This window comes from Salinicola avicenniae (assembly GCF_023736115.1).
GTDB lineage: Bacteria > Pseudomonadota > Gammaproteobacteria > Pseudomonadales > Halomonadaceae > Salinicola > Salinicola avicenniae.
In genome coordinates, this window is the sequence record NZ_JAKQZC010000004.1 from 564,277 (window position 1) to 589,919 (window position 25,643).

The following is a 25,643-nucleotide window of genomic DNA, read 5'->3' on the forward strand; positions in this document are numbered from 1 at the left end:
GAGGGCTGCTGATGTCGACACGAACGTCGAATTCCACGCGGGACACACGGTCTGCGCCGACGATCGATCCCGCGGATCTGGTAGCGCTGTCGCAGGCCACCCACGGTGATCCTTTCTCGGTACTGGGGCCCCACGCTCGCGCCAACGGTGGCGTCGAGGTGCGCGTCTACGTGCCCGGTGCCAGTGCCGTGTCACTGCTCGCGCGCGAGAGTGACCGCTTACTAGGGGCGTGCGAGTCGACGTCGCTGGATGGCCTGTTCGTCGGCCAGCTCGAGCCCGGTGCGCCTTATCGACTGCAGATCTGCTGGCCGCATCACGAGCAGGTCGTCGCCGATGCCTATGCCTTTCCACTGCTGCTGGGCGAGACCGACCTCTATCTTATCGGCGAGGGTAGCCATCGACAGCTTGGCGGGTGTCTGGGCGCTCAGGCGATGTGTCTCGAGGGTGTCGACGGTGTGAGGTTTGCGGTATGGGCGCCTAACGCCCAGCGCGTTGCCGTTGTCGGCGATTTCAACGGTTGGGACACTCGGCGCCATGGGATGCGCTGTCGTTTCCCGGCCGGCGTATGGGAGATCTTCGTGCCGGGCATCGGACCCGGCGAGCGTTACAAGTTCGCCTTGATCGACGTCAACGGTGAACACCTGCTCAAGGCGGACCCGGTGGCGCTGTCGACCGAGCCGCCACCGTTGACTGCCTCGGTGGTCGCCGATGCCGCGCCGCTGACCTGGCACGACGAGGCATGGATGGCATCGCGTCACGACCGGCAAGGGGCGTCGGCGCCTATCTCGATCTATGAGGTACATGCCGGTTCCTGGCGCAAGCATGGCGGCGACGATGGCGCTATCTACCGCTGGCAGGAGCTGGCCGAGGCATTGATTCCCTATGTGGTCGAGATGGGCTTCACGCACATCGAGCTGATGCCGATCATGGAGTACCCCTTCGGCGGTTCGTGGGGCTATCAGCCGCTGTCATTGTTCGCGCCTAGTGGGCGATTCGGCTCGCCCGCGGCCTTTGCCGCTTTCATCGATGCGTGTCATGTGGCCGGCATTGGCGTCATTCTCGACTGGGTGCCCGGACATTTCCCCTCCGATTCGCATGGGTTAGCTCGCTTCGATGGCACGGCACTCTACGAGTATGCGCATCCGTTCGAGGGCTATCACCAGGACTGGAATACCTACATCTACAATCTCGGCCGCCGCGAAGTCCACGGCTTTATGCTCGCTTCGGCGCTGCACTGGCTGCGCCACTTTCATCTCGACGGCCTGCGCGTGGATGCGGTTGCGTCGATGCTCTATCGCAACTACTCCCGCCAAGAGGGGGAGTGGATACCCAACCGGTATGGAGGCACTGAAAATCTCGAGGCGGTCGCCTTTCTGCAACACCTCAACGAGGTGGTCCACGATGAGGTGCCGGGGGCCATGGTGATCGCCGAGGAGTCGACGGCCTGGCCGGGCGTGACTGCTCCGGTGTCGTCCAATGGGCTCGGCTTCAGCTACAAGTGGAACATGGGGTGGATGCATGACAGCCTGGATTACATCGGCCGCGATCCGCTCTATCGCGGGCACCACCACGATCAGCTGACCTTCGGCCTGATCTACGCTTTCGACGAACGCTTCGTGCTGCCGATTTCCCACGACGAGGTGGTTCACGGCAAGGGCTCGCTGCTGGAGAAGATGCCGGGTGACATCTGGCAGCGCTTCGCCAATCTGCGTGCCTATCTCGGTTTCATGTGGCTCCATCCCGGCAAGAAGCTGCTGTTCATGGGTTGCGAGCTCGCGCAGTGGCGGGAGTGGAGCCATGATCGCGAGCTCGACTGGGAGCTGTTGCAGCAGCCGGAACATGCCGGTATCCGTACGCTCGTCGGCGACCTCAATTCGCTCTACCGCGAGTGCCCGGCACTACACGAACGGGACTGCGAGTCCGATGGTTTTTCCTGGATCATCGGCGACGACCGTCACAACAGCGTTTACGCTTGGTGGCGTCACGCCGCCGACGGTGGGCGGGTGCTGGCCGTGGCCAATCTGACGCCGCGGACCCTTGAAGGTTACCGTATCGGCGTGCCGCTGCCGGGGCGTTGGCAGGAACGCTTCAATACGGATGCCGTGCGCTACGGTGGCAGCAACGTGGGCAACGGCGGCGGCCTCGAGAGCGAGCGCGTGGCCGCTCATGGCGAGGCGCAGTCACTGGTGGTGACCCTGCCGCCGCTGGGGGTGGTACTACTGCTGCCGGCCGGTGCGGCGGGCGAGTAGCGCTCGGGTCACGCCGTTGGTCCAGCCGAAGCCATCCTGGAGTGGATATTCGCCGCCGGTGGCGAAATCCGCGCCCGGGTAGAGCACATACTTCTCCACCAGCTTGTGCTCTCGCTGGTACAGCTCCTGCACCAGGGAGAGCCAGCTGTCCGTCAGCGTCTCCGCCAGAGCGGTGAAGCCATAGCGATGGAGTCCTTCGATCGCCATCCATTGCAGCGGCGCCCAGCCGTTGGGATGGTCCCACTGCTGATGGCTCTCGGTGATCTCGGTAGTGACCAGGCCGCCCGGGGACAGCAGGCGGTTGGCGATGATATTGGCGACGCGCTCGGCCTGAACGTCCGAGGCCGCCCCGACGAACAGCGGTGCGACGCAAGCGGCGGTCAGATGTGGACTGTGGCCGCCGCGTGCCAGGTCGTAGTCGTAGTAGGCGCCACGTTCCTCGCTCCACAGGTAGCGATCCATCGCTGCTTGCCGCCGCCGGGCGCGTCGGCGATAGGCCGCGGCCTGCGTATCGTCGCCGGCCGCACTGTGCAGACGACTTAGGCTGTTCTCGAGGTGGTAGAGCAGGGCGTTGAGTTCAGGTGTAATGAAATCGGTGGTGCGAATCGTGCTCAGGTCCTGCACGTCGTCCAGCCAACGGCCGCTGAAGTCCCAGCCACTCTCGGAGCCGGCGCGCAGGTCGCGAAACAGTGTTTCCGGGGGGCGCCGACAGCGCTGAGCCATCTCGATGTCTTCGCGATAGGACTCCTCGCGCGGCGTATCTCGATCATCCCAGTGACGATTGAGCCAGCTCTCTTCGTCCATTCGTACGCAGCGTCGATGGCGCGCTCCCGGCGCCAGCTCGGCCTCGCCGTTCATCCAGTAGGCATACTCGCGCTCGAGCTGCGGCAGATAGTCGAGGGCCTGTCGCAGGTGGCGGGACTCCAGCAGCTCGACCATCATCGAAAAGAAAGGTGGCTGTGAGCGGCTCAGGTAGTAGCTGCGGTTGCCGTTAGGCATGTGGCCATAGCGTGTGATCAGTTCGGCGCAGTTGTCAGTCACCGCACACAGCAGTTCGGTCTGGTTGCTGGCTGCCAGCCCCAGCATGGTGAAGTAGGAGTCCCAGTAGTAGTACTCGCGAAAGCGACCGCCAGGCACGACGTAGTCGTGCGGCAGCGACAGCAGTGACGACCAGCGTGGATGCTGGTGTGAATTGCGTGTCAGCACCGGCCACAGCTTGTCGATATGTGTGGCAAGCCCGTCGGTTGGCTGCGATTCGTAGCCCTGGCCGGGCAGCAGATCGCTGTCGAAGTGGCTGGCGACGAAGCGTTCGAGATCGAAGTCGGGGCGGTCGCGCGCCGCCTCGTAGGCCGCCATGATCTCCGCCGGTGACCGGCGCGGGATGCAGTCGGCGAACGTCTTGGAGTCCTGGAAGATATGGGCAAGCGCCACGGCCTCGAACAACTCGCCGTAGCGGTCATGGGGGGTGACAGCCGCCTCCTGGTGGCGGGCATCCGGAGAAAAGGGCGTGTGGGGCGCGTCTAGCATCGGTAAGTTCCCTGTGTCTCGAGAGGGCCGTCGATGGCCGGCCACTGCCTCACTCTTCGTACTGCCATAGCAGGCCGCCGTCCACCGGTAGCGAGGCGCCTGTCATGTAGGCGGCGTCGTCGGAGGCGAGAAAGGCCACCACACCGGCGATATCCTCGGGCCGGCCGAGCCGGTTGAGGGGAATGTTGCCGAGCAGGTGGCGCAATTTCTCGGGATCTTCATCCAGCGCCGCATTGATCGGCGTTTTGATCGCGCCGGGAGCCACACTGTTGACGGTGATGCCGAGAGGAGCCAGTTCCACCGCCAGGTTGCGCGTCAGCATGCGCAGACCGCCCTTGCTCATGCAGTAGCTGGTGAAGCCGGGAAAGGGCAGATCCTCGTGCACCGAACTCATGTTGATCACCCGCCCGCCGCGGCCGGTGTCTTTCAGATGGTGCACGAACGCTTGGGTCGTGAAGAAGACACCTTTCAGGTTGGTCTGCATCACCCGGTCGTAGTCGGCCTCCTCGACCGCCAGGAACGGCGATTCGATTTCCAGTCCTGCATTGTTGACCAGAATATCGAGCTGGCCCATCGCGTTGATGCTCTCCGCGATCAACCGCCGGTTGGTATCGACGTCGGCGATATCGCCGGTGACGATGGCCGCACGACGACCATGGGCGCGCACGCGCTCGGCCGTCTCATCCGCACGTGCCGAGGGCTGGCTGCCACTGACAACGACATCGGCCCCCGCGGCGGCCAGTCGTTCAGCGACCGCTCGTCCAATACCTTGTGTGCTGCCCGTAACCAGGGCGACTTTGCCTGTAAGCTGCATGGCTCTCTCCTTGAGTCCGCTGCCGATTGCTGTTGACGCCCACGCCACGGCGTCATGGCTGACACGCGGTGGTGAGCGCGGAAGGGAAGTGACAAGGGTAGTATGCGCCTTTCGGCGATGACCGCGTCCGACCGGGTTCGAGGCCCACGCGCCATGGGTTATCAAGTCACGGGTCGTCGCGTCGACGGGTGCCGTCTTTCCAGCGCCCTCTCTCTGAAGGTAGAGCAGCTTGGCGCACAGGACCAAGGTCTCACGCTGTCGCCTGTCCGTTGTGGTGTGTCGTCTCGAGTAGCATCATGGCGGACGGCAATCATCGACGGTGACGACGAGGACAGGGACAGGAGTCGACGTGAGAGGAATCCGGACTTGGGGCAGCGCGCTCCTAGTGGTGCTGCTGCTGGCGGTGAGTCTGCCGGTGATGGCGCAGTCATTGACGTCGCTGATGGGCGGTGGCAGCGGTGAAAATGCCAGCGCCAGCGATGGCAAGGCGCCCGTGGCTTCACCCGAGGAGTTGCGCGCTTCGCTCGATCAGATCATCGCCACGCTGGAAGACGGCGATCAGCGTCAGGCGCTGCTGGAGAATCTCAAGCAGCTGCGCGAGGCCACCGCGGCGGAGGCTGAACGCGATCCCGCTGCTGGTGGGCTGCTCGGAGCGCTTGCCCAATCGTTCTCCTCGCTTGAGGCCGAGAGCGTCGAAAGCCCGCTCTATTATTGGGCGGATCGGGCTGGTCAGGCGAACGATGAGATCGTCGAGCTGCTGAGCAGCCGTGACCACCTGCCCGGACTGCTACTCGACCTGCTTTGGGTCACGGCACTGTGGGTCGGGGTGACGCTGGTGCTCGCTGTGGTCTGGCGCGCGGTGGTGCGCCGCCTGGGCGTCTCGCTGGAGATGCCGGCCGAGCCGTCGACGTGGATGCTGATCCGCCATATCGTGCGGCGTGTCGTGCCGCTGGGGATCGGTTTCGCCGTCGCGCTGGTGGCCGTGCACCGCTTTTCACATGACTCGGTCGGTGTGACGCTGGCGATGGTGCTGGCGTACGTGACGCTCTGCGGCACGGTCTTCGCGGCCATCTGCGAGATCGTCTTTTCTCTGTTCGCCAACGGGCATCGCCAGACGGCGCTGCGGATTCTACGCCGGCGCGGGGCACGCTGGCTATTCGCGCTCGGCGCACTGGTCGCGCTGGGCGATGCGGCGAACGCGTCGGCATTGGTCGGGCCGCTGGGCGAGGGGATCACGGCCTTTCTATCGCTGTTCGCCAACGTTTGCGCCGCGCTGCTGCTGGGCGCCTTCGTGCTTATCTTCCGTCGCCCGATTCGCCATCTGATCCGCAATCGCCCCTACAGCCAGCGCCAGGAGCGGCGCACGACCACTGAGCTGATCCGCGTTTTCAGTCGCGTCTGGCACATTCCAATTCTGATCATGGTGGCGGTATCGCTGGTCGCCATGATCTTCTCGGCGGAAGACTCCCGTAGCGCTTTCCTGCGTGCGGTGGTCACGGCGGGGCTGATGATTGCCACGCTGGTCGTCGCGGGGTTGATTCATCGGCGCCGAGAGAGCGCGATGGACAAGAGCGCCTCCGAATACTGGACGCGGCTGCTGCGACTCGGTTTCACGCTGGCGCATTTGCTCTGCTGGCTGGTCTTCGCCGAACTGGCCATGCGCGTCTGGGGGTCGTCGCTGTGGGCGGTCGGTGGCTCGGCGGGCATCAGCCAGCAGATCGCCAAGAGCGTGATCGGGCTGGGTGTGACCTTTCTGCTGGCTTGGCTGGTGTGGATTCTGGCGGATACCGCCATCAAGCATGCGCTGCTTCGCAGCAGCCGGCGGCACGGCCGTCGTGTCAACGCCAGTGCGAGGGCTCAGACCATCACGCCGCTGCTGCGCAATACCGTTTTCATCACCATTGCGGTAATCGCGGTGATCATTGCCCTGGCCAACCTCGGGGTCAACGTGACGCCGCTGCTGGCAGGCGCCGGGGTGATCGGTCTGGCGGTTGGCTTCGGCGCGCAGACCCTGGTACAGGACCTGATTACCGGCCTGTTCATCCTGATCGAGGACTCGCTGGCGATCGACGACTTCGTCAATCTGGGGGCTCACATGGGCACAGTGGAGGCCCTCAGTATTCGTACGGTGAAGTTACGTGATCTCGACGGCATCGTGCATATCATCCCTTTCAGCCAGATTCAGGGGATCCAGAACTATTCGCGCGAGTTCGGGGTGGCGCTGATGCGCGTGCGTGTTTCGCATCACATTCGGATCGACGAGGCGATCGAGATCGTGCGCCAGGTGGCTGACGATCTGCGCAACGACCCGATGATGCGTCACCACATCTGGTCCGCGCTCGAGGTGCAGGGTATCGAGAGCTTCGATGCCGGTGCTGCAATCCTGCGCATCCGTATGCGTACCGCCCCGGTCATGCAGTGGGATGTGGCGCGCGCTTTCAATCTTCGGCTCAAGCAGCACTTCGACGAGGCCGGTTATGATCTGGCGATGCCGAGGATGAGCGTGGTCATGGAGCAGAACGCGAAGCCGGCTGGGGGAGACAGTGGCACGCGCGAGCCGGTCACGGCGCCCCGGGCGCCGGACCCCGAATAGGTCGGCACCCTTAAGTTTGGCGCCAAACGGTCGATAGACTCGCCGATTAACAACAAAAAAGCTCGGCAGGAGCGACATGATGGGCGAATCGGTGGCGGCGATCGATGCGCTGTGGGTCATCCTGAGTGCCATTCTGGTATTCATGATGCAGGCCGGATTTCTCTGTCTGGAAGCCGGCGTGACCCGTAGCAAGAATGCCATCAACGTGGCGATGAAGAACGTCTGCGACTTCGCGGTCGCGATGCTGGTGTTCTGGTGTGTCGGCTTTGGCATCATGTTTGGCGCCAGCTACAGCGGCTGGTTCGGGAGCAGCTTCTACTTTCCCGAGTTCGGCGGCAGCGACACCTTCTGGCTTGCCGTCTTCTTTCTTTTCCAGGTGATGTTCTGTGCCACGGCGGCAACGATCGTCTCCGGTGCCGTGGCCGAGCGCATGCCTTTCCTGGCCTATCTGGTCATTGCGCTGCTGGTCAGTGGACTCATCTATCCGGTCTTTGGTCACTGGGCCTGGGGCGGGGCCTATACCGGCGATCCCGGGTGGCTGGCGCGACTAGGTTTCATCGATTTCGCGGGGTCGACCGTGGTCCATAGCGTCGGCGGCTGGGTCGCCCTGGCGGCAGTGCTGCGCATCGGGCCGCGGCGCGGGCGCTTTGTCGCCGGAGAACCCGCGAAACTGATGCCGGCCGGCGATCTGCCGCTGGCGATGCTCGGTGTGCTGATTCTGTTTATCGGCTGGTTCGGTTTCAACGGCGGCAGCACGCTGGCGTTCGATGCCACCGTGCCGGGTGTGCTGATCAATACCGTGATCGCCGCCGTGGCGGGTGTCACCGCCGCGCTGCTGCTGGGGTGGCGGCTGCGCGGGTTTGCGGAGGTTCTCTATGCGCTCAACGGCGCGATTGCCGGTCTGGTGGCGATCACGGCCGGGGCGCATGAGCTGTCTGTCTCGGCGGCGGTCTTGACCGGTGCGCTCGGTGGGGTGCTGATGGTGCTCTCCAGCGAGTGGCTGCTCAAGTGGCAGATCGACGATGCCGTGGGGGCGATCCCGGCGCATCTGGTGCCGGGGATCTGGGGCACGCTCGCCGTCGGGCTGTTTGGCGACCCTGAGCGGCTCGGCACCGGGTTAGGTTGGCTGGCGCAGTGTGGCGTGCAGCTGCTGGGGATCATCGTCTGCGGACTCTGGGCCTTTTTGGTGAGCTGGCTGCTGTTCGGTCTGATCGGGCGCTGGCTACCGTTGCGCGTGTCCGGCGAGGCGGAGGAGATGGGGCTCAACATGGCCGAGCACGGTGCCCGCACTGAGCTTTTCGAGCTGCTCGAAACCATGCGTCAGCATGAGGAGAGCGGCGAGATCGGGGGGCGGGTCGCTGCCGACCCGTTCACCGAGGTGGGGCAGATCGCATCCAGCTACAATCGCGTCTCGGCAGCACTGGAGCGGGCCACGGCCCGAACGCAGGTGATCATGCGCAATTTACGCGACGGCATGCTGACCTGGCGCGCCGACGGCGTGCTGACGGCCCTTAACCCGGGCGCCGAGGCGTTGTTCGGTGTCAGTGCCGGCGAGGCCATCGGCAAGCCGGTCGCGGGCCTGATTCGTGGGCAGGTGCCCAGTCCGGGACAGCGTCGGGAGCTGCGTATCCGTACCGCAGGCGGCACGCGCTCGCTGGAGATTCAGGTGAGTGAAGGTGCCTCCGGGTCGGACGCGGAGTTCGCCGGCATGGTGCGAGACATCACCGACCGCAAGCGAATCGAGGAGCAGCTGAATCGCGAGCGGGAACTGGCGCTGGTAACGCTGGCCTCGATCGGTGACGGCGTCATCACGACCGATCACAGCGGCCTGGTGACTTTTCTCAACGCCGAGGCGGAGCGTCTGACAGGCTGGACGTTGGCGGCGGCGCGTCAGCAGCCGGTCGGGCAGATCTATTCGTTGCTCGACGAAGCGAGCGAACGCCATGTCGACAATACTGCCCGCCAGGTGCTGGCCAGTGGCAAGCCACTGGTCGGACATGAGTCGCGTCTGCTGGTCGCGCGGGATGGCACTCGGCGGCCCGTACAGGATTCGGCGGCGCCGATCCGCAGCCGCAGCGGTTATACCATCGGTGCCGTGGTGGTCTTTCAGGACAAGACCCAGACCCGCGAGCTGACGCGCAAGCTCAATCATCAGGCGTGTCACGATGCCCTGACTGGGTTGGTCAATCGGCGCGAGTTCGAGCGTCGCCTGCAGCTGGCGCTGGTGCCGTCCACCGGCCGGCACGTGCTCTGCTATCTGGACCTGGATCAGTTCAAGATCGTCAACGATACCTGTGGCCATATGGCAGGGGACGAGCTGCTGCGTCAGCTCGCGGTCCTGATCGTCGGCAGGTTGCGAGAGTGTGATCTATTGGCTCGGCTGGGCGGCGACGAGTTCGGTATCCTGTTCTTCGACTGCCCGGTAGAAAAGGCTGTAGGCATCGCCGAGACGATTCGCGAAGCGATCGAGGACTTTCGCTTTGGCTGGCAGGGGCGGACATTCTCGCTCGGCGTGAGCATCGGGCTGGTCGCGCTGGACGCGAACGGCACCGCCACACTGGGCGATCTGCTGGGCGCCGCCGATGCCGCCTGCTATGCGGCCAAGGAGGCGGGACGTAATCGCGTGCATGTCTACCAGCCGGACGATCGCCTGCTGCTCGACCGCCACGGTGAGCTGCAGTGGGTCCCTCGCCTGCAGGCCGCGCTGGATCAGGATCGACTGCGGCTCTACGCGCAGTCGATCGTGTCGGTGGCCGGCGGGCAGGCCCCGCATCACCGCGAGATTCTGGTACGTCTCGAGGAAAACGGGCGCCTCTATGCCCCCGGCAGCTTCATGCCGGCCGCCGAACGCTACAACCTGATCGTGCGCATCGATCGTTGGGTCGTGAGCAATACGCTGGCCTGGCTGTCCGATCGCTGCCGGCGCCAGGGGCCAACGTCCGGGGATACCTGGTCGATCAATCTGTCGGGGGCATCGCTCTCCGACGAGCGATTCTGCGCGGACCTGGCGCAGTGGGTCGAGAAAGCCGCATTGCCCGCTGGCACCCTCTGCTTCGAAATTACCGAGAGTGCCGCTATCGCCCGGCTTTGCGCGGTGACGCAGCTGATGCGACGGCTGCAGCGCTGGGGCTGTCTTTTCGCGTTGGATGACTTCGGGGCCGGTCTCTCTTCGTTTGCCTATCTCAAGCAATTGCCGGTCGACTATCTGAAGATCGACGGCGCCTTCATTCGTGATATCGACAGCGACCCGATCAATCGGGCAATGGTCGAGTCGATCAATACGGTGGGGCATACCATGGGCCTGAGGACGATCGCGGAGTTCGTCGAGACGCCGGGCATCATGGCGCAACTGGCGCAGCTAGGCGTCGATTTTGCCCAGGGGTATCTGATCGACCGCCCCCAGCCCTTGGAGACCCTGTCCGACGTCAGGGTGATGCCGCGCTGAACATCATGACGGGTTTCCCGTCGCGAGGCGGAGAGATTTCAGTCTTTACGCCGCTGGCACGGCTTGCATACTGATGTTCATCGTCCTTACCCCGGCGCTTCAGTACTCTCCGGTCTTAAGTACTCTCGGTCTTCAGCACTCTCGTCGCTGCGTGGTCCTGCCCGGTGTCGCACGTCTTTAGCCTTGTTTAGCCTTAGGTCTCGTCCACCAATCGCCAATGGCGAGGTGATCTCATCTAAATTAGTCTTTGTGTTATTAGGTAATCAGAAAGTATCTATTGATTTTCAGATAGACAAAATGTAACTTTAGGTATGTCTTCTGAAGTGTTTTGATGCCGGGCTTTCCAAGCGCCGTGCAGCACCAAGATGAACAGTGCGGGAGTCTCCCGCTTCGAGGTGGTCAGCGACCGTTTGAAGGGGCGGCGCATGGTAACCCGAATCATGCCGGCAGCGGACGACAACAGCGCCATAGGCGGTCCCATCCGGTCATTGACGACTTGAAACAGGTGAGGTGCGCAATGAGTCTTTTTACCTTGGGTGGCATCATCGTGGGGTTCGTCGCTTTCGGTCTGTTTGTCGCGCTGCGGCTGTGCAGCAGCGATAAGGCACCGCCGACGGCGCGCGATCGGGTGCAGGAGCCGGTGTCGCCGACGGACGGCGTGGGGCATCGCATCTGACGGGTCCGTTGCCCGGTTCTCTCCCAATAATCGGTCGGCAGCCAGAGCGCTGCCGTCTGTGTTGTCGCAACGCTCTTCTATCGTTCTCCCGCGTTATCTTTCCCGTCGTTCTATTGCCTTGTCGTTCCGATTCCTGTCGTGCCGTCCCTGCCTTTCTCGGCAGCGGCCACGAGCGTTCTAGCGCCATGTGCTGACGGCAAAGCGTGCGACGCAGCCCGTCACCGCGACTTCCACGTGATGAAAACGCTCATGCAACGCCGCCTGCAGCGTTGTCAGGTCGTCCGACGCATTGTCGAAGATACCGCGCGCGTTGTATTGGGCCATCACCTGTTTGGCCAGCGCTGAGCGGGTAACCCCCTCCGACAGGATCGTGGCGCCGAACAGAACACTATCCGGTGTCATCAGCGGGCGAAGAGGATCGAACGCTCGCGCCTTTTCCCTCATCGGCCCCGGCAGACAGTGCAGCAGGTAGTTCATGGCGATCGAACGGAAGGGCGCTTCGTCCGGAAGAACGGGGCCGGCGAGGATATCCGCGCGATGCGAAGTTGGCCGGTAACGCGCGACCCGCCTGGCGGTATGGGCCAGCGAGTCGGCGTTGAGATCGAGCAGGTGCAAACGCGGCTGCGGCACGGGGAAGCGGCAGCGGTCGAGGAAATAGCCGGTACCGACACCGATATCCAGGTGGTTGCCGCTGACATGACGCTGGTAGTCCGCCAGCAGGACGGTCGCCGGGCAGCGCCAGAGCAGGCGATTGGACGCGTGCACGACCAGTAGATCGTAAAGACGCAGGTTACGGCGCGTGTAGATCGCCTGGCCGGCGGTGGTGGACCGCGTGTTCGGTGACATCTTGCGGACTCCTGCAGGTGCTGGCGGCGATCTCTCGTTGAAATTGTCGCGCGGTCTCTATGCCTGCATCAGTGTCGCCGCTTTTCCCGGGCAAGAACAGCTGGCGCCGGGCCAGGAACCGCTGGTGGCAGCGCCGGGGCGGCGCCGTTTCCGGCATCGGGTGGCCAATTGTGGCAAGGTAACGGCGCTATTATCGCCTGGAGGCCCGCATGCAACTCAATGAAATTCCCTTCGGTACCACCGACTGGTCCGAGATCGAACCGACCGAACACCCGGGCGAGACCGGCAAGGCGCTGTGGAGAACCCGCCATTTCGGTGATCTACGCGTCAGGATGGTCGAATACACGCCGGGTTATCTCGCCGATCACTGGTGTTCGAAAGGACACATACTGCTCTGCCTCGCAGGCGAGCTGGTGACCGAGCTGGAAGATGCCCGCGTGTTTCGACTGACGCCGGGGCAGAGCTATCAGGTTGCCGACCACGCCGAGGCGCACCGCTCCTCGACCGAACAGGGGGCGACGCTTTTCATTGTCGACTGAATCCATGAACGTTGGTGGCGGATCGTCGAGGTCTGGCGCGTCGTTCCGGGCGGGGTTCAGCGAGCCGCGTTGTCGCGAGACTCGCCCTGCAGTACCCACTCGCGGAAGGCGCGCATCGGCTCGGTCAGATGGCGGTGGCGCGGTGCCAGCAGGGACAGGCGGCCGCGGCTGGGCAAGGTTTGCGGCAAGGCGTAGACCAGGTTGTTCTGGGCGAGTTCGGCGGCGAGCAATCGAGTCCAGCCGAGCGTCACGCCCTGGCCGGCCAGCGTCGCATTCATCAGCAGCTGAAAGCTGTTGGCGCGCAGGGTGTGCGCCGGCGGCTGCCATTCCAGTCTCAGCGTGCGATACCACAGTTCCCACGTCAGCCAGTCGTGATAATGATCTTCAACCACCATCAACGTATGACGGGCGAGCAGGTCGGCGGGATCGGCGATGCCGCCGTGGCGTGCCAGGTAGGCGGGGCTGCAGACTGCGGCGACCGTCTCGCTGTCGAAGATGGCATCAGCCTGGAGGCCGGGCGGATCGACTTCGCCGGGCACGTGGTAGTAGATCCCGAGGTCGAACTCGGCGAGGTCGAGACGACGCGGGTCTTCGACGGTGAGAATGCGGATCTCGATGCCCGGGTGGGCACGCTGGAAGTCCGGCAGCTGGCGGGCGAGCCAGATCGAGGCAATGGTCGGGCTGGACGCCAGGGTCAGCTGGCGGTCGTCGCCACGCCGTCGCAAGCGGGCGGTCTCGTCGCGCAGCTCGCGGAGCAGACTCTGGACCACCCGGAAATAGTGCTCGCCGGCCGGTGTCAGGCGTAGCCCGTCGTACTGACGCTCGAACAGCGGCCGGCCGAGGTCATCCTCGAGCCGCTTGATCTGGCGGCTGACAGCGCTCTGGGTGAGATGCAGTTCGCTGCCTGCCTGGGTGAAACTCGCGTGACGGGCAGCGGCCTCGAAGGCGCGCAGGCACGCCAGCGGCGGGAGGGCGTCGCGCGTGGACATGAGTGTCTCCGGAGCCGATGTTATCGGCTCCGGAGCATAACATGCTCGGCCGCTGTCGCCCCTCGACGTCTCGGTGCGTCGCTTCGGCGTCAGATCGCGGTGCGCGGAATGTCTCTTTCCCACGTCTTGTGACTCACTTCTGTGTGTCCCTCGCAGGCGATCTGTTCGGCGCGCAGGTAGAACGTCGTGGCGTCGCATGTGAGCCAGTAGCGACTGATGACTTCCACCGCAAATTGTGCTGCCGGATCGCCTTCGTTGCGGCGGGCGCGGTAGACCCACTCGATCTCCGCACGGGTACGCGAGGCCTCTGTCGGGTGGCTGGTATAGATCTCCTTAGCCTTCTGCTCGACGCGCAGGCCGTGGTCCTCGAAGCGGATGTCGCCCATGTCGTCCTCGACGGTGATGGTCACTTCGCCCGAGCCCACGTCTTCGCTGATCGTGCGCTTCGGTTGACCCGGTCGCAGCGTCTCGACGCGACAGGGCGTGGCGCTCTCCGGCGATTCGAACGGCATCGGGATGTAAGGTGCCTTGCAGAGCGGTAGTTCGAGCGTCGGCGTGCCTGCCGCGAGCGTCAGATCGGCGCGCTTTTGCGGCGACCAGACCAGCGGAAAACAGGCGCTCGAGAGTGCCACGCGCAGCCGGTGGCCCTTGGGCAGACGGTAGCCGATCAGGTCCAGCGGTACGCGCACGCGCATCGTCTCGCCCGGCGTCGGCGGCGTGATCGTGCCAGGATCGTCGCGCAGATTGAGATTGAGAGTGCCGTAGGTGATCAACGCGCTTTCGCCGCTTGGCGCGACGTCGCACAGGCGCACGTGGAGCTGGCCGCAATCCTCGTCGCTGGCGATCTCCACGTCGAGCGTCGGCTGCCCGAGAATGTCGAGCCCCTCGTGATAGGGAGCGGAGTCGAAGGTCAGCGAGAGGCCGTCGTCGCGGCGTTGATCCGGTGGGAAGTCGGCGCCGAACCATAGCGGAATGTACTCGCCCTGCAGCGAGCCGGCGGTCAGCGGGGAGGCGATACGGCGCGCGGCGGTCAGCGAGCCCTGGCCCAGACCGTCGTCGCCGAGCGTCAGTCGCTCGATCGCGACTTCATCGGCCGGCGCTGGCCAGGCAGAAGTGCGCACCCACTCGCCCGGACGCTCGAGATACTTCGGCGCTGGCGGCACGCCATCCTGGAGATAGAAGGTGCACGGTGGTTCCGCCATGATGCCGGTCTCGGTACCCTTGAGCCAATGATCCCACCAGCGCAGCGCCTCCTGCAGGAAACCGATCGCCGGGTCGGGAATCGCGAAGTGCGGATACTTGTGCATCCAGGGCCCGATCAGCGCCTTCTTCGGGCAGGAGAGGTGTTCCATCATTCGCGGGATAGTGTTGATGTAGGAGTCCGCCCAGCCGCTGACCATATAGACCGCGGCGTCGATTCGGCCGAACTCCTGGTGATAGCTTTCACCGATGGAGCCGTGCTTCCAGTAGTCGTCGCGGTGTTGATGGGTGAGCCAGGGCTCGGCCAGCAGCGGCATGTTGTCGAGCCGATGCTGCCACATCTCGCGCCAGCGCTCTCCGACGAGGGCCGGATCCGGCACCGCGGCGGAGAAGTCGAGCATGGTGGCGGCCCAGCCGAGATTCTCGAGCAGCATGTTGCCGCCCTTGTAGTGGATATCGTCGGCATAGCGGTCGTCGGTGGAGCAGAGCGTTATAATCGCCTTCAGCGGCTCGGGGCGCAGCGCGGCGAGCTGCAGGCTGTTGAAGCCGCCCCAGGAGATGCCCATCATGCCGAGCTTGCCGTCGCACCAGGGCTGTGCGGCGATCCAGTCGATCACCTCGAGCGCGTCGGCCTGTTCCTGCGGGGCGTACTCATCCTCCATCAAACCACCGGATTCGCCATTGCCGCGCATGTCGACGCGGATACAGGCATAGCCGTGGCCGGCGAAATAGGGGTGCGTGAGCTCGTCGCGGACCGCCGTGCCATCCCGTTTGCGATAGGGCAGATATTCGAGAATGGCCGGTACTGGCTGGTTCTCGGCGCCTTCCGGCATCCAGATCCGCGCGGCCAGGCGGGTGCCGTCGGCGAGCGGAATCCACTGGTTTTCGATTTCGCGAACGCGGTGGGGAAAGTCCTGCTTGATCTTCATGAAGGCTTCTCGTTGCGAGCGGGTGTCGGGTCGGCGGCGGTGTTCGTGGGGCCGACGAGGCGAGCGGGATTCTGCAACCAACGCCATATCGAACCGGTCGCCAGCAGCACGATCAGCATCGCCGGCAGACCGCCGAGATTGGAGAGCATCTTGACGCCGTCGATGCCGACAAAGCTGACCATCACCCAGGAGACCACGCCAACGATCACGCCCCAGATCACCTTCATGGTGACCCCGGCGTTAAGGTCGGAGTCGGCGGTCAGGCCGCGCGTGCAGAGGTTGCCGATGGCATCGGTCTGGGAGTCGGCCGCGGTGACGTAAGAGACATAGGCGATGAACAGCAGTAGCGGAATCCAGACGCCGGAGAGCGGCAACTGGCGGAAGAGTTCATAGAGTACGTTCTCCACGCCGCGGTCATTGAGCACGGCGTGGAGGTCGGTACCGCCGAGCGTGTCGAGATGGGCCTGGAAATAGAGTGCCGTGCCGGAAAAGATCAGAATCCATACGCAGGCAAACAGCGCGGGATAAAGCAGGTTGACGCGCAGGAACTCGCGCACCGTATAGCCGCGCGAGATCTTGCCCAGAAACAGTGCCGCGACCGGTGCCCAGGCGAACCATACCGCCCAGTAGAAGATCGACCACCACTGCGGCCATTGATCTTCTCCGGCGGCGCCGGTGAACAGGCTCTTGGTGAAGAAGTTATCGAGATAGAGACCGAACGACTCCACACCTAGCGCGAGGCAGAACACGGTCGGCCCGACGATGAACATGAAAATGCCCAGAATCGCGAGCAGAACGGCGTTGAGCGACGACAGTCGGGCGATCCCCTTCTGCAGGCCGCTGGCGGCGGAGATGACGAAGGTCACCACGATAATGGCAATGACGACGCCGAGCCGGAGCGGCGTGGTTTCGCCGCCGAGGTACTGGCCCGCGCCACCGGCCAGCGTCAGCGCGCCGGTACCGAGCGAGGAGGCCATACCGGCGACCAGCGCGTAGAGCGAGATGGCGTCGATCAGCCCGCCGAAGCGTTTCACGCGGGGGCCGAGGATCGGCTCCAACATGCTCGAGATCGAGAAGCGCAGACGCAGGTTGTAGAAGGCGAGCGCGAAGATCAGCGCCGGCACCGCGTAGATCGCGTACGGCGTGAAGGACCAGTGCAGGAACATGGTTGACATCGCGAAGCGCATTGCGTCGCCCGACCCCGCCTCGAGACCCGAGGACGCGGGCGGCCCCATGAAGTGGTAGAGCGGTTCGGCGGTGGTCCAGAACAGTACGCCGACCGCTAGCGTGGTGCATAGCGTGATCGAGAACCAGCGCAGGCGCGAGAGCAGCGGCGTGGCGTCCGGGCCGCCGATACGGATCTGGCCGAGCGGCGAGAAGTAGACGATGACCGCGAGCACCAGCAGGTAGACGCTGCCGAGACTGAAAAGCCACGAGAAGTTATCGAGAATGGCCGAGTTGAGGGCGCTGGCGGTCGCCAGGAAGGCGTCCAGATCGATGTAGCTGGCCACCACCGCCACCAGTAGCACCAGGAAGGTCGGCCAGAAGACCAATGGCCGGAGCGAAGTCTGCATTACCCATCTCCTGCTTATCGTTATCATTGAGCGTCATGCGTTCCCGCAGCAAGGGGGCGCATGCATCTGAGTCATGGCTTTATACCCTAACCGTTGATGGCCCCCACACTTCAAACGCTGGATGTGAATGGGGTCATGATTTCTACGCATAGCTCAAGCGCGACAAGCCTGGCGCTTGGTTGTCATTCACCCGAAGGAAAGTGTCCGAATGGAACCTGAAGACCTCAAGAAGCTGGTGACCTGGAAGATGCCATTCGGCAAGTACGAGGGGCGGCTGCTGGCGGATCTTCCCGGCCCCTATCTCAACTGGTTTGCGCGTGAAGGTTTTCCGAATGGCGAGCTAGGTCGCCTGCTGGCCCTGATGCAGGAAATCGACCATAACGGCCTGTCGCCGCTGTTGGAGCCCCTGCGGGGACGCCGAGATGGCGTCAAGCGTTGAGGCGGGCGGGAGAACGAAGGCGTGTCTGCCGGTTTCGGCAGCGATAGAAACGACGCAAGGTTTTACGCCGTGAGCCGACCCAACAGAAAAGCGGCGATCAGCAGAGCGACCACGCCCAGCAGGCCCAGTCTCAGGCGCCAGCGTCGCTGGCGCTGAGTAAGCACGGCCTCGAGTTTCTGTATCAGCTGCTGTTGTCGGGAGACGGTGGGTGGTGGCTGGGTGAAGTCGCTGGCCACATCCCCCTGCCAGTGCGGCGCATGCGTCAAGCCCAGGCCGACACGCAGGCTGCCCAGGTCGTTGAGCAGTGCATGGAGCTCGTCGTACTGCATCCGTCGGGATGTCGTGCCGAGCACTGCGGCGGCGTCCGCCTTCAGCGATTGGTGGTCGCAGCGTTTGAGCGCCGCTTCCAGTGCGGCGGGCGAGGCATCCTTGGCAATACCGAGCCGGCGATAAAGGTCACGCATCGCGCATCAGGAGATCGTAGGCATTTTTGATACGCTGGAAACGCTGAGAGGCGAGGCGCAGGCGCCACTCGCTCTGGCCGTGGAAGCGATCCGGATGATGGCGCTGAGCCAGACGGCGATAGGCGCGCTTGATATCGATGCGGGAGGCGCTGTTGTCGAGCTCAAGCTCTAGTAGTGCCAACCGAACCCGATAAGGCGGATGGTCGCCATGGGCACCGCTCTGCGCCTGTTCGCGCTGCCGCTGACGGGCTTCTTCGTAGCGTTTCTGATCCTGCTGGCGCTGCTCCTCTCGCCGCCGGGCCTCCTCGCGGGCCCGACGCTCGCGTTCTTGTGCCAGGCGCGCTTGTTCGCGCTCATGCGCGGCGTGGGCCTCGGCTTCCTGCTGGCGCTGGCGCGCTTCGGCCTGCTGGCGTTCCTGGTCGCGCTTGTGCTGACGCGCTTCGCGCTGGCGTTCCGCCCGTTGCCGGGCCCGCTCGCGCCAGCCGCTGCGGATCGCGCTTTCGGTGTCTGCCGTGGCGCTCGAGGATTCCGCTGAGGCCGCCTCGTTGCTATCGCTCGGGGCGTCGGCCCAGTAGGCGTGGCGGCTCGGGTCCCCTGGCGCTTCGAGAGGATGGCCTGTGACTTCCTGATAGAGGTGCGAGAAATCCCCGGGCGCGACGCTGATCAGGTCGGCCAGGAACCGCAGGATATGGTGATTGCGTAGGCTCAGAGCCCCATCGCTGGTGGCCAGCACGATTGCCTGACGCAGAAAGGCCGGCCGGGTCGCCGCGTTATCGCGCAGCAGGACTTCGGCGGCAAGTTGGATATCGCCCAGGTCCGTTCGTCTTGCCGCTTCGATCAGGGTCACGAGATCCTGAACGTGGTGCACGCGCCGAGCGAGGCTCTCGAGGTAGCGGCGATCCTCGTCGAGAGCCTGGTACTTGTTGACGAAAACCCAGGCAAGCAGCAGCAGCTCGGCGCTTTGGCGCTGATCCTGACTTTTCAACAGCAGCGTTTCGAAGGGCGAAAAACGGGCTAAGGCCATCGGTGATCCCGAATGATGTGACGCGGACACATCGAATGAGGGTTATTTGTCACCGAGTATAACCAAACCGTTGCCCAGATGGTCTCCCGAGAAGCACCGGGTTCGCTCCCGTTTTGCGCGCGTGCGCGTGGCGCGAATCGACTCAGGTCATACCGGAGGAACGGTCGAGATTTTCCGGGCCGAAGGAATCGGGCAGCAGGGCGTCCATGGTGTAGCGCTTGAGAGGAGCACCATCGCCATCTAGCACGATGATCTCGGTCTCGGCGGTAGCGAATTCGCGGATGCGCTGGCGGCAGTCGCCGCAGGGCGTGCAGAGATGTCTGCCGGGGCCGATCACGTAGATCGCGCGAATCTGGCGTTCGCCGCTGGAAATCAGTCCGGCGATGGCACTGGCTTCGGCACAGAGCCCCTTGTAGTTGGCGCTCTCGACGTTGCAGCCAGCGTAGTGCGTGCCACTTTCACTGATCAGCACGGCGCCGACCGGGTGGTCGGAGTAGGGCACGTAGGCATTGTCGCGCACCCGGAGCGCGGCCCAACGAATGGCATCCGGCACCTGGATAGCGTCAGTCATGCGCTGTGCTCCCCATCGTCTTTCAACAGACCTTCCAGCGTCACCGTCATCATCTCGGCGAAGCCGGTCTGACGCGTCTGCGCGTCGAGCGCTTCCTCCTTCAGGATATGGTCGGAGACGGTGCAGACCGTCAGCGCGCGTGCGCCGAACTCGGCGGCGACGCCGTAGAGACCGGCGGCCTCCATTTCGACGCCAAGGATGCCCAGGCGCTTCATGGTCTGGAAGAACTCGCCGTCCGGGGTATAAAACAGATCCGCCGAGAACAGGTTGCCGACCTTTACGGCTGTGCCCCGCTCGCGAGCGGCATCGACCGCGTGTCGGGTGAGATCGAAGTCGGCGATCGCGGCGAAGTCGTGACCGTTGAAACGGGTGCGATTGACGCCGGAGTCGGTACAGGCGCCCATGCCGATGACGATATCGTTGACCGCGACATCGTCGCGCACCGCGCCACAGGAGCCGACGCGTACCAGGCGTTTGACCCCGTATTCAGTCACCAGCTCCTTGGCATAGATCGAGAGCGATGGAATGCCCATGCCGCTTCCCATGACCGAAATTTTTCGTCCCTGGTAGATGCCGGTGAAGCCCAGCATATTGCGCACGCGGTTGACGCAGGTGACGTCCTCGAGGAAGGTCTCGGCGATGAATTGGGCCCGCAGCGGGTCGCCGGGCATCAGCACGGTGTCGGCAAAATCGCCCTCGCGGGCTTCGATATGCGGGGTGGGCATCAGGTTTCTCCCTGTGAAGCGGATTCGAAGAGTGATCGGCCGTAGTCCATCGCGCTCAAGCCGAAGTAGTCAGCGAGCGTCTGGCCGATATCGGCATAGGTGTCGCGGGCGCCGTAGCGACCGGCAGGCAGGGCATCGCCGGCGATCAACACCGGTACCTGTTCACGGGTGTGATCGGTGCCACGCCAGGTCGGATCGTTGCCGTGGTCGGCCGTCAGGATCAGCAGATCGCCAGGCGCGAGCTTCGCCTGAATCTCAGGCAGGCGACGGTCGAAGGCTTCCAGCGCCGTGGCGTAGCCTTCGGGATCGCGGCGATGGCCGTAGAGGGTGTCGAAATCGACGAAGTTGGTCATCACCAAGGTGTGGTGGCTCGAGGCGGCGGCATCGTCCATCGCGGACAGCGTAGCCTCGAAGAGGGCGTCGTGGCCGTGGGCCTTGCGCACTTCGGTGACGCCGCAGTGGGCGTAGATATCGCCGATCTTGCCCACGCCGAGCACGGTGCCACCGCTGTCATGGAGTTTCTGCAGCACGGTCGGGGAGGGCGGTTCGATCGCGTAGTCGCGGCGGTTGCCGGTGCGCTCGAAGGTGTTCGCCGTCTCGCCGACCGCGGGTTCACCAATAAAGGGGCGCGCGATGACGCGGCCGATGTTGTAGGGCATCAGCAGCTCGCGGGCGATATCGCATAGGGCATAGAGCCGCTCGAGTCCGAAATGGGTTTCGTGTGCGGCGATCTGGAAGACTGAGTCCGCCGAGGTGTAGACGATCGGCTTGCCGCTGGCGATGTGTTCCTCGCCCAACGCCTCGAGGATCGGCATGCCGGAGGCGTGACAGTTCCCGAGCACGCCCGGCAGTCCGGCACGTTCGACCAGGGCCGCGAGCAGCGCCGGTGGGAAGCTGTTCTCCGGCTCGGTGAAGTAGCCCCACTCGAACAGCGCCGGTACGCCGGCGATCTCCCAGTGGCCCGAGGGTGTGTCCTTGCCGGAGGAGATTTCACGTGCGCAGGCCCAGGCGCCGGCGACGGCTTCGTGACCCTCGCCCGTCGGTGCCGTGAAGCCGGCCGCCCATTCGCCGGTCGCCAGCCGATGCGCGTGGAAGAGACCGAGCTTGGCCAGGTTGGGCAGGGCAAGCGGCCGACCGGCCTCGGCGCGAAAGCGGGCGATATGGCCGAGGGTGTCGGCACCGTCGTCGCCGAAAGCCGCGGCGTCTGGGGCATTGCCGATGCCGAAGGAGTCGAGCACTAGGAGCGTGGCGCGACGGGGTGATGTGGATGATGTCATGACAGGTCCTCTTGATGCGAAGTGAGATCATGCGAGAGGACGTCACGCGACATCGGAGCACGCGGGTTGGGGGAGACGGTCGCGTGAATCAGTGGCGGCGATTCGACAGGTGCGTCGCCCAGCGTGAAGGCCGCCCTCAGGCGCCTGGTTACGGCCTCGGCGTCACTGCGGCTTGCCGCGTGAATTCGCAGCAGTGGCTGGCCGGGTGCGACCTTCCGGCCGATCTCGGCGATCCGCGAGAGTCCGACGCGGTGATCGATGGCGTCTCCGGGATTGCGCCGACCGCCGCCGAGCTCGACCACGCCGAGGCCGAGCTGGCGCGTGTCGATCGTCTGGATGACGCCGCTGCGATCCGCCTCGAGATCGATGACAACAGGCGCCGCCGTGAGGTAGTGCTCGGCACGCTGCGCCAGATCGTGGGGGCCACCGAGCCCGTGAACCATACGCGAGAACCGCTCCAGCGCTTCGCCGCTATCCAGGGCGTGATCGAGACGCCGCTGTGCGTCGTCGGCGTCGTGGGCCATCCCCGACTGCAGCAGCATCTCCACGGCGAGCGCCTTCGTGACCGGATACAGGCGGCTGTCCTGCCCCTCGCCGCGCAGGAGACGCAGCGCCTCGGAGACCTCGAGTGCATTGCCGGCGCAGTCGGCGAGCGGCTGATTCATGTCTGTGAGCAAGACGCTGGTACGTGTCCCCGCCCCGCAGCCGATGGCGGCGATCGCGTCGGCCAGCTCGCGGGAGGCTGCCGGGGTCGGCATGAAGGCACCGCTACCAACTTTCACGTCCATCACCAGCGTTCCCAGCCCGCAGGCGAGTTTCTTGCCCAGGATCGAGGCGACAATCAGCGGGATCGACTCCACCGTGGCGGTAACGTCGCGCACCCCGTAGAGACGCTTGTCGGCCGGGGCGAGCGAGCCGGTCTGGCCGATGATCGCGATACCGACGTCACTGACCAGACGGCGGAAGCTGTCGTCGGCGGGGGCCACGTCGTAGCCGGGAATCGATTCGAGCTTGTCCAGCGTACCGCCGGTATGCCCGAGACCGCGGCCGGAGACCATCGGTACGTGGCCACCGCAGGCCGCGATCCAGGGGCCTAGCACCAGAGATGTCAGATCGCCGACGCCACCGGTGGAGTGCTTGTCGAGCACGGGGGCTGCCCGATCGAGACCGTCCCAGCGCATCACCTGGCCGGAGTCGCGGATCGACTCGGTCAATGCCACCGCTTCGTCGTGAGCCATGCCGTTGAGATAGATCGCCATGGCGAAAGCGCCAATTTGCGCATCGCCGATGCTGTTGTCGGCAATGCCGCGCATCATCAGGTCAAGCATTTGCCGATCGAGTGTCTGGCCGTCGCGCTTACGACGAATAATCTCCTGGATCAGCATGGTGTCCTCCGCTCGGTGGGCTGCGGTCGATCGCGGAAGCGTGACCGCCGTAGCCGGAAACGTCAGTGTGGGCGGCTTCAGTAAGGCGTATCGACGGCGCCGGCGTCGCGGCCATCGAGCGTCGCCAGCAGGGCATCGAGCAGGCCCGAGGCGCCGAAGCGGAAATGTGCCGGCGTTGCCCAGCCCTCGCCCATGATATCGGTGGCGAGATCGAGATAGGCGCGGGCATCTTCCGCCGTGCGGATACCGCCGGCGGCCTTGAATCCGACATCACGACCGCTGTCGCGGATCGCGGTGAGCAGCAGCTCGGCGGCTTCAAGCGTGGCGTTGACGGCGACCTTGCCGGTGGAAGTCTTGAGGAAGTCGGCGCCGGCGTCGAGCGCGATATCGGCGGCCTGGCGAATCAGCGCCGGCGTCTGCAGCTCACCGGTTTCGAGAATGACCTTGAGCGTCCGGCCCGCGCAGGCGTCGCGACAGGCGCTGACCAGTGCGCGGCCGGCTTCGGCGTCACCGCCAATCAGGGCCTTATAGGGAAAGACGACATCGATCTCGTCGGCGCCGGCCGTGACAGCGGCCCGGGTCTCCCGGCTCGCGCGCTCGACGTTGACGCAGCCATCGGGAAAGTTGGTCACCGTCGCGATCTTGACCGCCTCGCGAGTACCGGCCTGACGCAAGGCTCGGTCGGCGGTCGCGATGAAATCCGGATAGACGCAGACCGCAGCGGGCGAGCCGAAAGGCGTCGCCGTGCGCGCACAGAGCGCGGCGATCCGTGTCTCCGTGTCGTCATCGTTGAGCGAGGTCAGGTCCATCAGGCTGAGCGCCTGGCGAGCAGCGTGCTCCAAGGGTGTCATTGCGTTATCTCCCGGTAAGGTGGGTTCGGGCGCCGCGCCTTGCGGCATCAGGGCCGGGCAGGGAGCAAGCGCCGCTACCCGCGTAGCGGCGTGGCGTGACGCCCCAGGGTCAGGCGGTGCCGGCCAGCGACAGGAAAATCCCTGCCAGCGTCGCCGACATCAGGTTGGAAAGGGTGCCGGCGAGTACGGCCTTCATGCCGTAACGGGCGATTTCCGGTCGGCGGCTGGGCGCCATGATGCCGAGGCCGCCGAGCAGAATGGCGATCGACGACAGATTGGCGAAACCACACAGCGCGAACGACAGGATCGCCGCAGTATGCGCCGACATCGCCTGTCCGGTCTCGGCGACCATGGCATCACCGCTGATGTAGGGCGCCAGATTGATATAGGCGACGAACTCGTTGACGACCAGCTTTTGACCGATGAACGAGCCGGCCAGCGTGGCTTCGTTCCAGGGAATGCCAAGCACGAACGCGAGCGGCGAAAAGAGCCAGCCAAGAATCATCGACAGGCTCAGGGAATCGACGCCAAACCAGCCGCCGACGCCGCCGAGGATACCGTCGATCAGCGCAATCAGGCCGATGAAAGCCAGTAGCATGGCGCCGACATTGGCGGCCAGCATCAAACCGGAAGAGGCGCCGGAAGCGGCGGCGTCCAGCACATTGGCCGGTTTGTCTTCGGCATCCATGGCGTCTTTTACCTGGCCGGTATGATCGTCCGGCGTTTCGGTCTCGGGCATCAGAATCTTGGCGAACAGCAGCCCACCAGGCGCGGCCATGAACGAGGCCGCGATCAGATACTCCATCGGAATGCCGAGCTGGGCGTAGCCAGCCAGTACCGATCCCGCGACGGAAGCGAGCCCCCCGCACATGACGGCGAACAGCTCGGATTGGGTCATCCTGGCCAGGAAGGGGCGCACGACCAGAGGGGCTTCGGTCTGGCCGACGAAGATGTTGGCGGTGGCGGAGAGTGATTCGGTACGCGAGGTGCCGAGTACCTTTTGCAGGGCGCCGCCAAGAATGCGTACCACCCACTGCATGATGCCGAGGTAGTAGAGCACGGCCGTCAGTGAAGAGAAAAAGATGATGATCGGCAGCACCTTCACCGCAAAGACGAAGCCGACATTGGCCGGATCGGCGAGATCACCGAACAGAAAACCGATGCCGTCGTTGGCATAGCCGATGACTTGACTGACGGCGCCGGAGATGGCGCCGAGCACATCTTGCCCAAAGGGCACATAGAGTACGAAAGCGCCGATGCCGGCCTGAATGGCAAAGGCACCGGCCACGGTACGAATACGAATCGCCTTGCGTGCGCTCGAGAAAAGCAGCGCGATCAGCAGGAGTACGACCACGCCGATCAGACCCATGAGAAGTGTCATGTTGTTGTCCTTGGTATTGACCTTGCTGGTAAAACTCGTGAATGGACCGCTTGGTCAAGCGGATGTTCCGACAGTGCCATGGTGAACCCTGGCCACTTCAGACCGTTAGGCGACAAAAGTGGGTGGCAATGCGACCCGCTCGCCT

The 25,643-nt window shown here is 64.4% G+C and carries 20 protein-coding genes; 6 read left to right on the forward strand and 14 right to left on the reverse strand.

The genetic code is table 11. The features are described 5' to 3' along the window. Positions 1-11: 11 nt before the first annotated feature. Positions 12-2,249 carry a 1,4-alpha-glucan branching protein GlgB gene (glgB, locus tag MC381_RS11935; RefSeq protein ID WP_251977969.1) on the forward strand — a complete coding sequence of 746 codons (2,238 nt, stop codon included), beginning with the start codon at positions 12-14 and terminating at the stop codon, positions 2,247-2,249. On the opposite strand, the gene treF is transcribed toward glgB, so the two are convergent. Beyond that, positions 2,217-3,776, reverse strand: coding sequence for an alpha,alpha-trehalase TreF (gene treF, locus MC381_RS11940; RefSeq protein WP_251977970.1), 1,560 nt, complete (start codon positions 3,774-3,776; stop codon positions 2,217-2,219). The genes glgB and treF overlap by 33 nt on opposite strands. A gap of 49 nt (positions 3,777-3,825) precedes the next feature. Further along, positions 3,826-4,590, reverse strand: a complete 765-nt coding sequence (locus tag MC381_RS11945) for an SDR family NAD(P)-dependent oxidoreductase (protein ID WP_251977971.1) — start codon at positions 4,588-4,590, stop codon at positions 3,826-3,828. Positions 4,591-4,939: 349 nt separating this feature from the next. On the opposite strand from MC381_RS11945, the gene MC381_RS11950 reads away from it, so the two are divergent. The 3 genes from MC381_RS11950 (at position 4,940) to MC381_RS11960 (ending at position 11,304) form a co-directional block, all read left to right on the forward strand. Continuing rightward, positions 4,940-7,183 (forward strand): mechanosensitive ion channel family protein, encoded by a 2,244-nt coding sequence (locus tag MC381_RS11950; RefSeq protein ID WP_251977972.1) that lies wholly within the window; start codon positions 4,940-4,942, stop codon positions 7,181-7,183. A 79-nt stretch (positions 7,184-7,262) separates the two neighbouring features. Then, positions 7,263-10,628 (forward strand): ammonium transporter, encoded by a 3,366-nt coding sequence (gene amt / locus MC381_RS11955; RefSeq protein ID WP_251977973.1) that lies wholly within the window; start codon positions 7,263-7,265, stop codon positions 10,626-10,628. 517 nt (positions 10,629-11,145) lie between these two features. Then, on the forward strand, positions 11,146-11,304 hold the full coding sequence (locus MC381_RS11960; protein ID WP_251977974.1) for a hypothetical protein: 159 nt from the start codon (positions 11,146-11,148) through the stop codon (positions 11,302-11,304). Between the two features lie 177 nt (positions 11,305-11,481). Here the strand turns inward: MC381_RS11960 and MC381_RS11965 are convergent, their stop codons facing one another. Continuing rightward, positions 11,482-12,150 (reverse strand): class I SAM-dependent methyltransferase, encoded by a 669-nt coding sequence (locus MC381_RS11965; RefSeq protein WP_251977975.1) that lies wholly within the window; start codon positions 12,148-12,150, stop codon positions 11,482-11,484. 209 nt (positions 12,151-12,359) lie between these two features. Between MC381_RS11965 and MC381_RS11970 the strand changes: the two genes are divergently transcribed. After that, the gene (locus tag MC381_RS11970; RefSeq protein ID WP_251977976.1) at positions 12,360-12,689 is read left to right on the forward strand and encodes a DHCW motif cupin fold protein; all 330 of its coding nucleotides are present in this window, start codon (positions 12,360-12,362) and stop codon (positions 12,687-12,689) included. Between the two features lie 56 nt (positions 12,690-12,745). Here the strand turns inward: MC381_RS11970 and MC381_RS11975 are convergent, their stop codons facing one another. From MC381_RS11975 to MC381_RS11985, 3 genes are all read right to left on the reverse strand, one after another. Next, the gene (locus MC381_RS11975) at positions 12,746-13,678 is read right to left on the reverse strand and encodes a LysR substrate-binding domain-containing protein (protein WP_251977977.1); all 933 of its coding nucleotides are present in this window, start codon (positions 13,676-13,678) and stop codon (positions 12,746-12,748) included. A gap of 89 nt (positions 13,679-13,767) precedes the next feature. Continuing rightward, positions 13,768-15,807 carry a CocE/NonD family hydrolase gene (locus tag MC381_RS11980; RefSeq protein ID WP_251977978.1) on the reverse strand — a complete coding sequence of 680 codons (2,040 nt, stop codon included), beginning with the start codon at positions 15,805-15,807 and terminating at the stop codon, positions 13,768-13,770. Continuing rightward, entirely contained in the window at positions 15,804-17,381 is a 1,578-nt protein-coding gene (locus MC381_RS11985) for a BCCT family transporter (RefSeq protein ID WP_251977979.1), read from the reverse strand. Before MC381_RS11985 ends, MC381_RS11980 begins: the two co-directional genes overlap by 4 nt. Before the next feature lie 208 nt (positions 17,382-17,589). Between MC381_RS11985 and MC381_RS11990 the strand changes: the two genes are divergently transcribed. Beyond that, positions 17,590-17,820, forward strand: a complete 231-nt coding sequence (locus tag MC381_RS11990; protein ID WP_251977980.1) for a DUF3820 family protein — start codon at positions 17,590-17,592, stop codon at positions 17,818-17,820. 62 nt (positions 17,821-17,882) lie between these two features. On the opposite strand, the gene MC381_RS11995 is transcribed toward MC381_RS11990, so the two are convergent. From MC381_RS11995 to MC381_RS12030, 8 genes are all read right to left on the reverse strand, one after another. Further along, positions 17,883-18,284 carry a hypothetical protein gene (locus MC381_RS11995; protein WP_251977981.1) on the reverse strand — a complete coding sequence of 134 codons (402 nt, stop codon included), beginning with the start codon at positions 18,282-18,284 and terminating at the stop codon, positions 17,883-17,885. Beyond that, positions 18,277-19,308, reverse strand: coding sequence for a J domain-containing protein (locus MC381_RS12000; protein ID WP_251977982.1), 1,032 nt, complete (start codon positions 19,306-19,308; stop codon positions 18,277-18,279). The genes MC381_RS11995 and MC381_RS12000 overlap by 8 nt, the downstream gene beginning before the upstream one ends. A 142-nt stretch (positions 19,309-19,450) precedes the next feature. Next, positions 19,451-19,879, reverse strand: coding sequence for a cytidine deaminase (cdd, locus tag MC381_RS12005; protein WP_251977983.1), 429 nt, complete (start codon positions 19,877-19,879; stop codon positions 19,451-19,453). Next, positions 19,876-20,604, reverse strand: coding sequence for a purine-nucleoside phosphorylase (gene deoD, locus MC381_RS12010; RefSeq protein WP_251977984.1), 729 nt, complete (start codon positions 20,602-20,604; stop codon positions 19,876-19,878). The genes cdd and deoD overlap by 4 nt, the downstream gene beginning before the upstream one ends. Beyond that, on the reverse strand, positions 20,604-21,881 hold the full coding sequence (locus MC381_RS12015; RefSeq protein ID WP_251977985.1) for a phosphopentomutase: 1,278 nt from the start codon (positions 21,879-21,881) through the stop codon (positions 20,604-20,606). The genes deoD and MC381_RS12015 overlap by 1 nt, the downstream gene beginning before the upstream one ends. Next, positions 21,878-23,266, reverse strand: coding sequence for a thymidine phosphorylase (gene deoA, locus MC381_RS12020; protein ID WP_251977986.1), 1,389 nt, complete (start codon positions 23,264-23,266; stop codon positions 21,878-21,880). Before deoA ends, MC381_RS12015 begins: the two co-directional genes overlap by 4 nt. A gap of 77 nt (positions 23,267-23,343) precedes the next feature. Next, positions 23,344-24,117 carry a deoxyribose-phosphate aldolase gene (gene deoC / locus MC381_RS12025; protein WP_251977987.1) on the reverse strand — a complete coding sequence of 258 codons (774 nt, stop codon included), beginning with the start codon at positions 24,115-24,117 and terminating at the stop codon, positions 23,344-23,346. Positions 24,118-24,226: 109 nt separating this feature from the next. After that, positions 24,227-25,498 (reverse strand): NupC/NupG family nucleoside CNT transporter, encoded by a 1,272-nt coding sequence (locus MC381_RS12030; protein ID WP_251977988.1) that lies wholly within the window; start codon positions 25,496-25,498, stop codon positions 24,227-24,229. Between the last annotated feature and the right edge of the window lie 145 nt (positions 25,499-25,643).

What these genes read in the sequence shown, in the direction of transcription:
- MC381_RS11970 (WP_251977976.1), top strand. Translation starts at nt 12,360, where the DNA reads ATGCAACTCAATGAAATTCCCTTCGGTACCACCGACTGGTCCGAGATC.
- amt (WP_251977973.1), top strand. Translation starts at nt 7,263, where the DNA reads ATGGGCGAATCGGTGGCGGCGATCGATGCGCTGTGGGTCATCCTGAGT.
- deoC (WP_251977987.1), bottom strand. Translation starts at nt 24,117, where the DNA reads ATGACACCCTTGGAGCACGCTGCTCGCCAGGCGCTCAGCCTGATGGAC.
- MC381_RS12000 (WP_251977982.1), bottom strand. Translation starts at nt 19,308, where the DNA reads ATGGCCTTAGCCCGTTTTTCGCCCTTCGAAACGCTGCTGTTGAAAAGT.
- MC381_RS11975 (WP_251977977.1), bottom strand. Translation starts at nt 13,678, where the DNA reads ATGTCCACGCGCGACGCCCTCCCGCCGCTGGCGTGCCTGCGCGCCTTC.
- glgB (WP_251977969.1), top strand. Translation starts at nt 12, where the DNA reads ATGTCGACACGAACGTCGAATTCCACGCGGGACACACGGTCTGCGCCG.
- treF (WP_251977970.1), bottom strand. Translation starts at nt 3,776, where the DNA reads ATGCTAGACGCGCCCCACACGCCCTTTTCTCCGGATGCCCGCCACCAG.
- MC381_RS11995 (WP_251977981.1), bottom strand. Translation starts at nt 18,284, where the DNA reads ATGCGTGACCTTTATCGCCGGCTCGGTATTGCCAAGGATGCCTCGCCC.
- MC381_RS11965 (WP_251977975.1), bottom strand. Translation starts at nt 12,150, where the DNA reads ATGTCACCGAACACGCGGTCCACCACCGCCGGCCAGGCGATCTACACG.
- deoA (WP_251977986.1), bottom strand. Translation starts at nt 23,266, where the DNA reads ATGCTGATCCAGGAGATTATTCGTCGTAAGCGCGACGGCCAGACACTC.
- MC381_RS11985 (WP_251977979.1), bottom strand. Translation starts at nt 17,381, where the DNA reads ATGCAGACTTCGCTCCGGCCATTGGTCTTCTGGCCGACCTTCCTGGTG.
- cdd (WP_251977983.1), bottom strand. Translation starts at nt 19,879, where the DNA reads ATGACTGACGCTATCCAGGTGCCGGATGCCATTCGTTGGGCCGCGCTC.
- deoD (WP_251977984.1), bottom strand. Translation starts at nt 20,604, where the DNA reads ATGCCCACCCCGCATATCGAAGCCCGCGAGGGCGATTTTGCCGACACC.
- MC381_RS12030 (WP_251977988.1), bottom strand. Translation starts at nt 25,498, where the DNA reads ATGACACTTCTCATGGGTCTGATCGGCGTGGTCGTACTCCTGCTGATC.
- MC381_RS11980 (WP_251977978.1), bottom strand. Translation starts at nt 15,807, where the DNA reads ATGAAGATCAAGCAGGACTTTCCCCACCGCGTTCGCGAAATCGAAAAC.
- MC381_RS11960 (WP_251977974.1), top strand. Translation starts at nt 11,146, where the DNA reads ATGAGTCTTTTTACCTTGGGTGGCATCATCGTGGGGTTCGTCGCTTTC.
- MC381_RS11990 (WP_251977980.1), top strand. Translation starts at nt 17,590, where the DNA reads ATGGAACCTGAAGACCTCAAGAAGCTGGTGACCTGGAAGATGCCATTC.
- MC381_RS11945 (WP_251977971.1), bottom strand. Translation starts at nt 4,590, where the DNA reads ATGCAGCTTACAGGCAAAGTCGCCCTGGTTACGGGCAGCACACAAGGT.
- MC381_RS12015 (WP_251977985.1), bottom strand. Translation starts at nt 21,881, where the DNA reads ATGACATCATCCACATCACCCCGTCGCGCCACGCTCCTAGTGCTCGAC.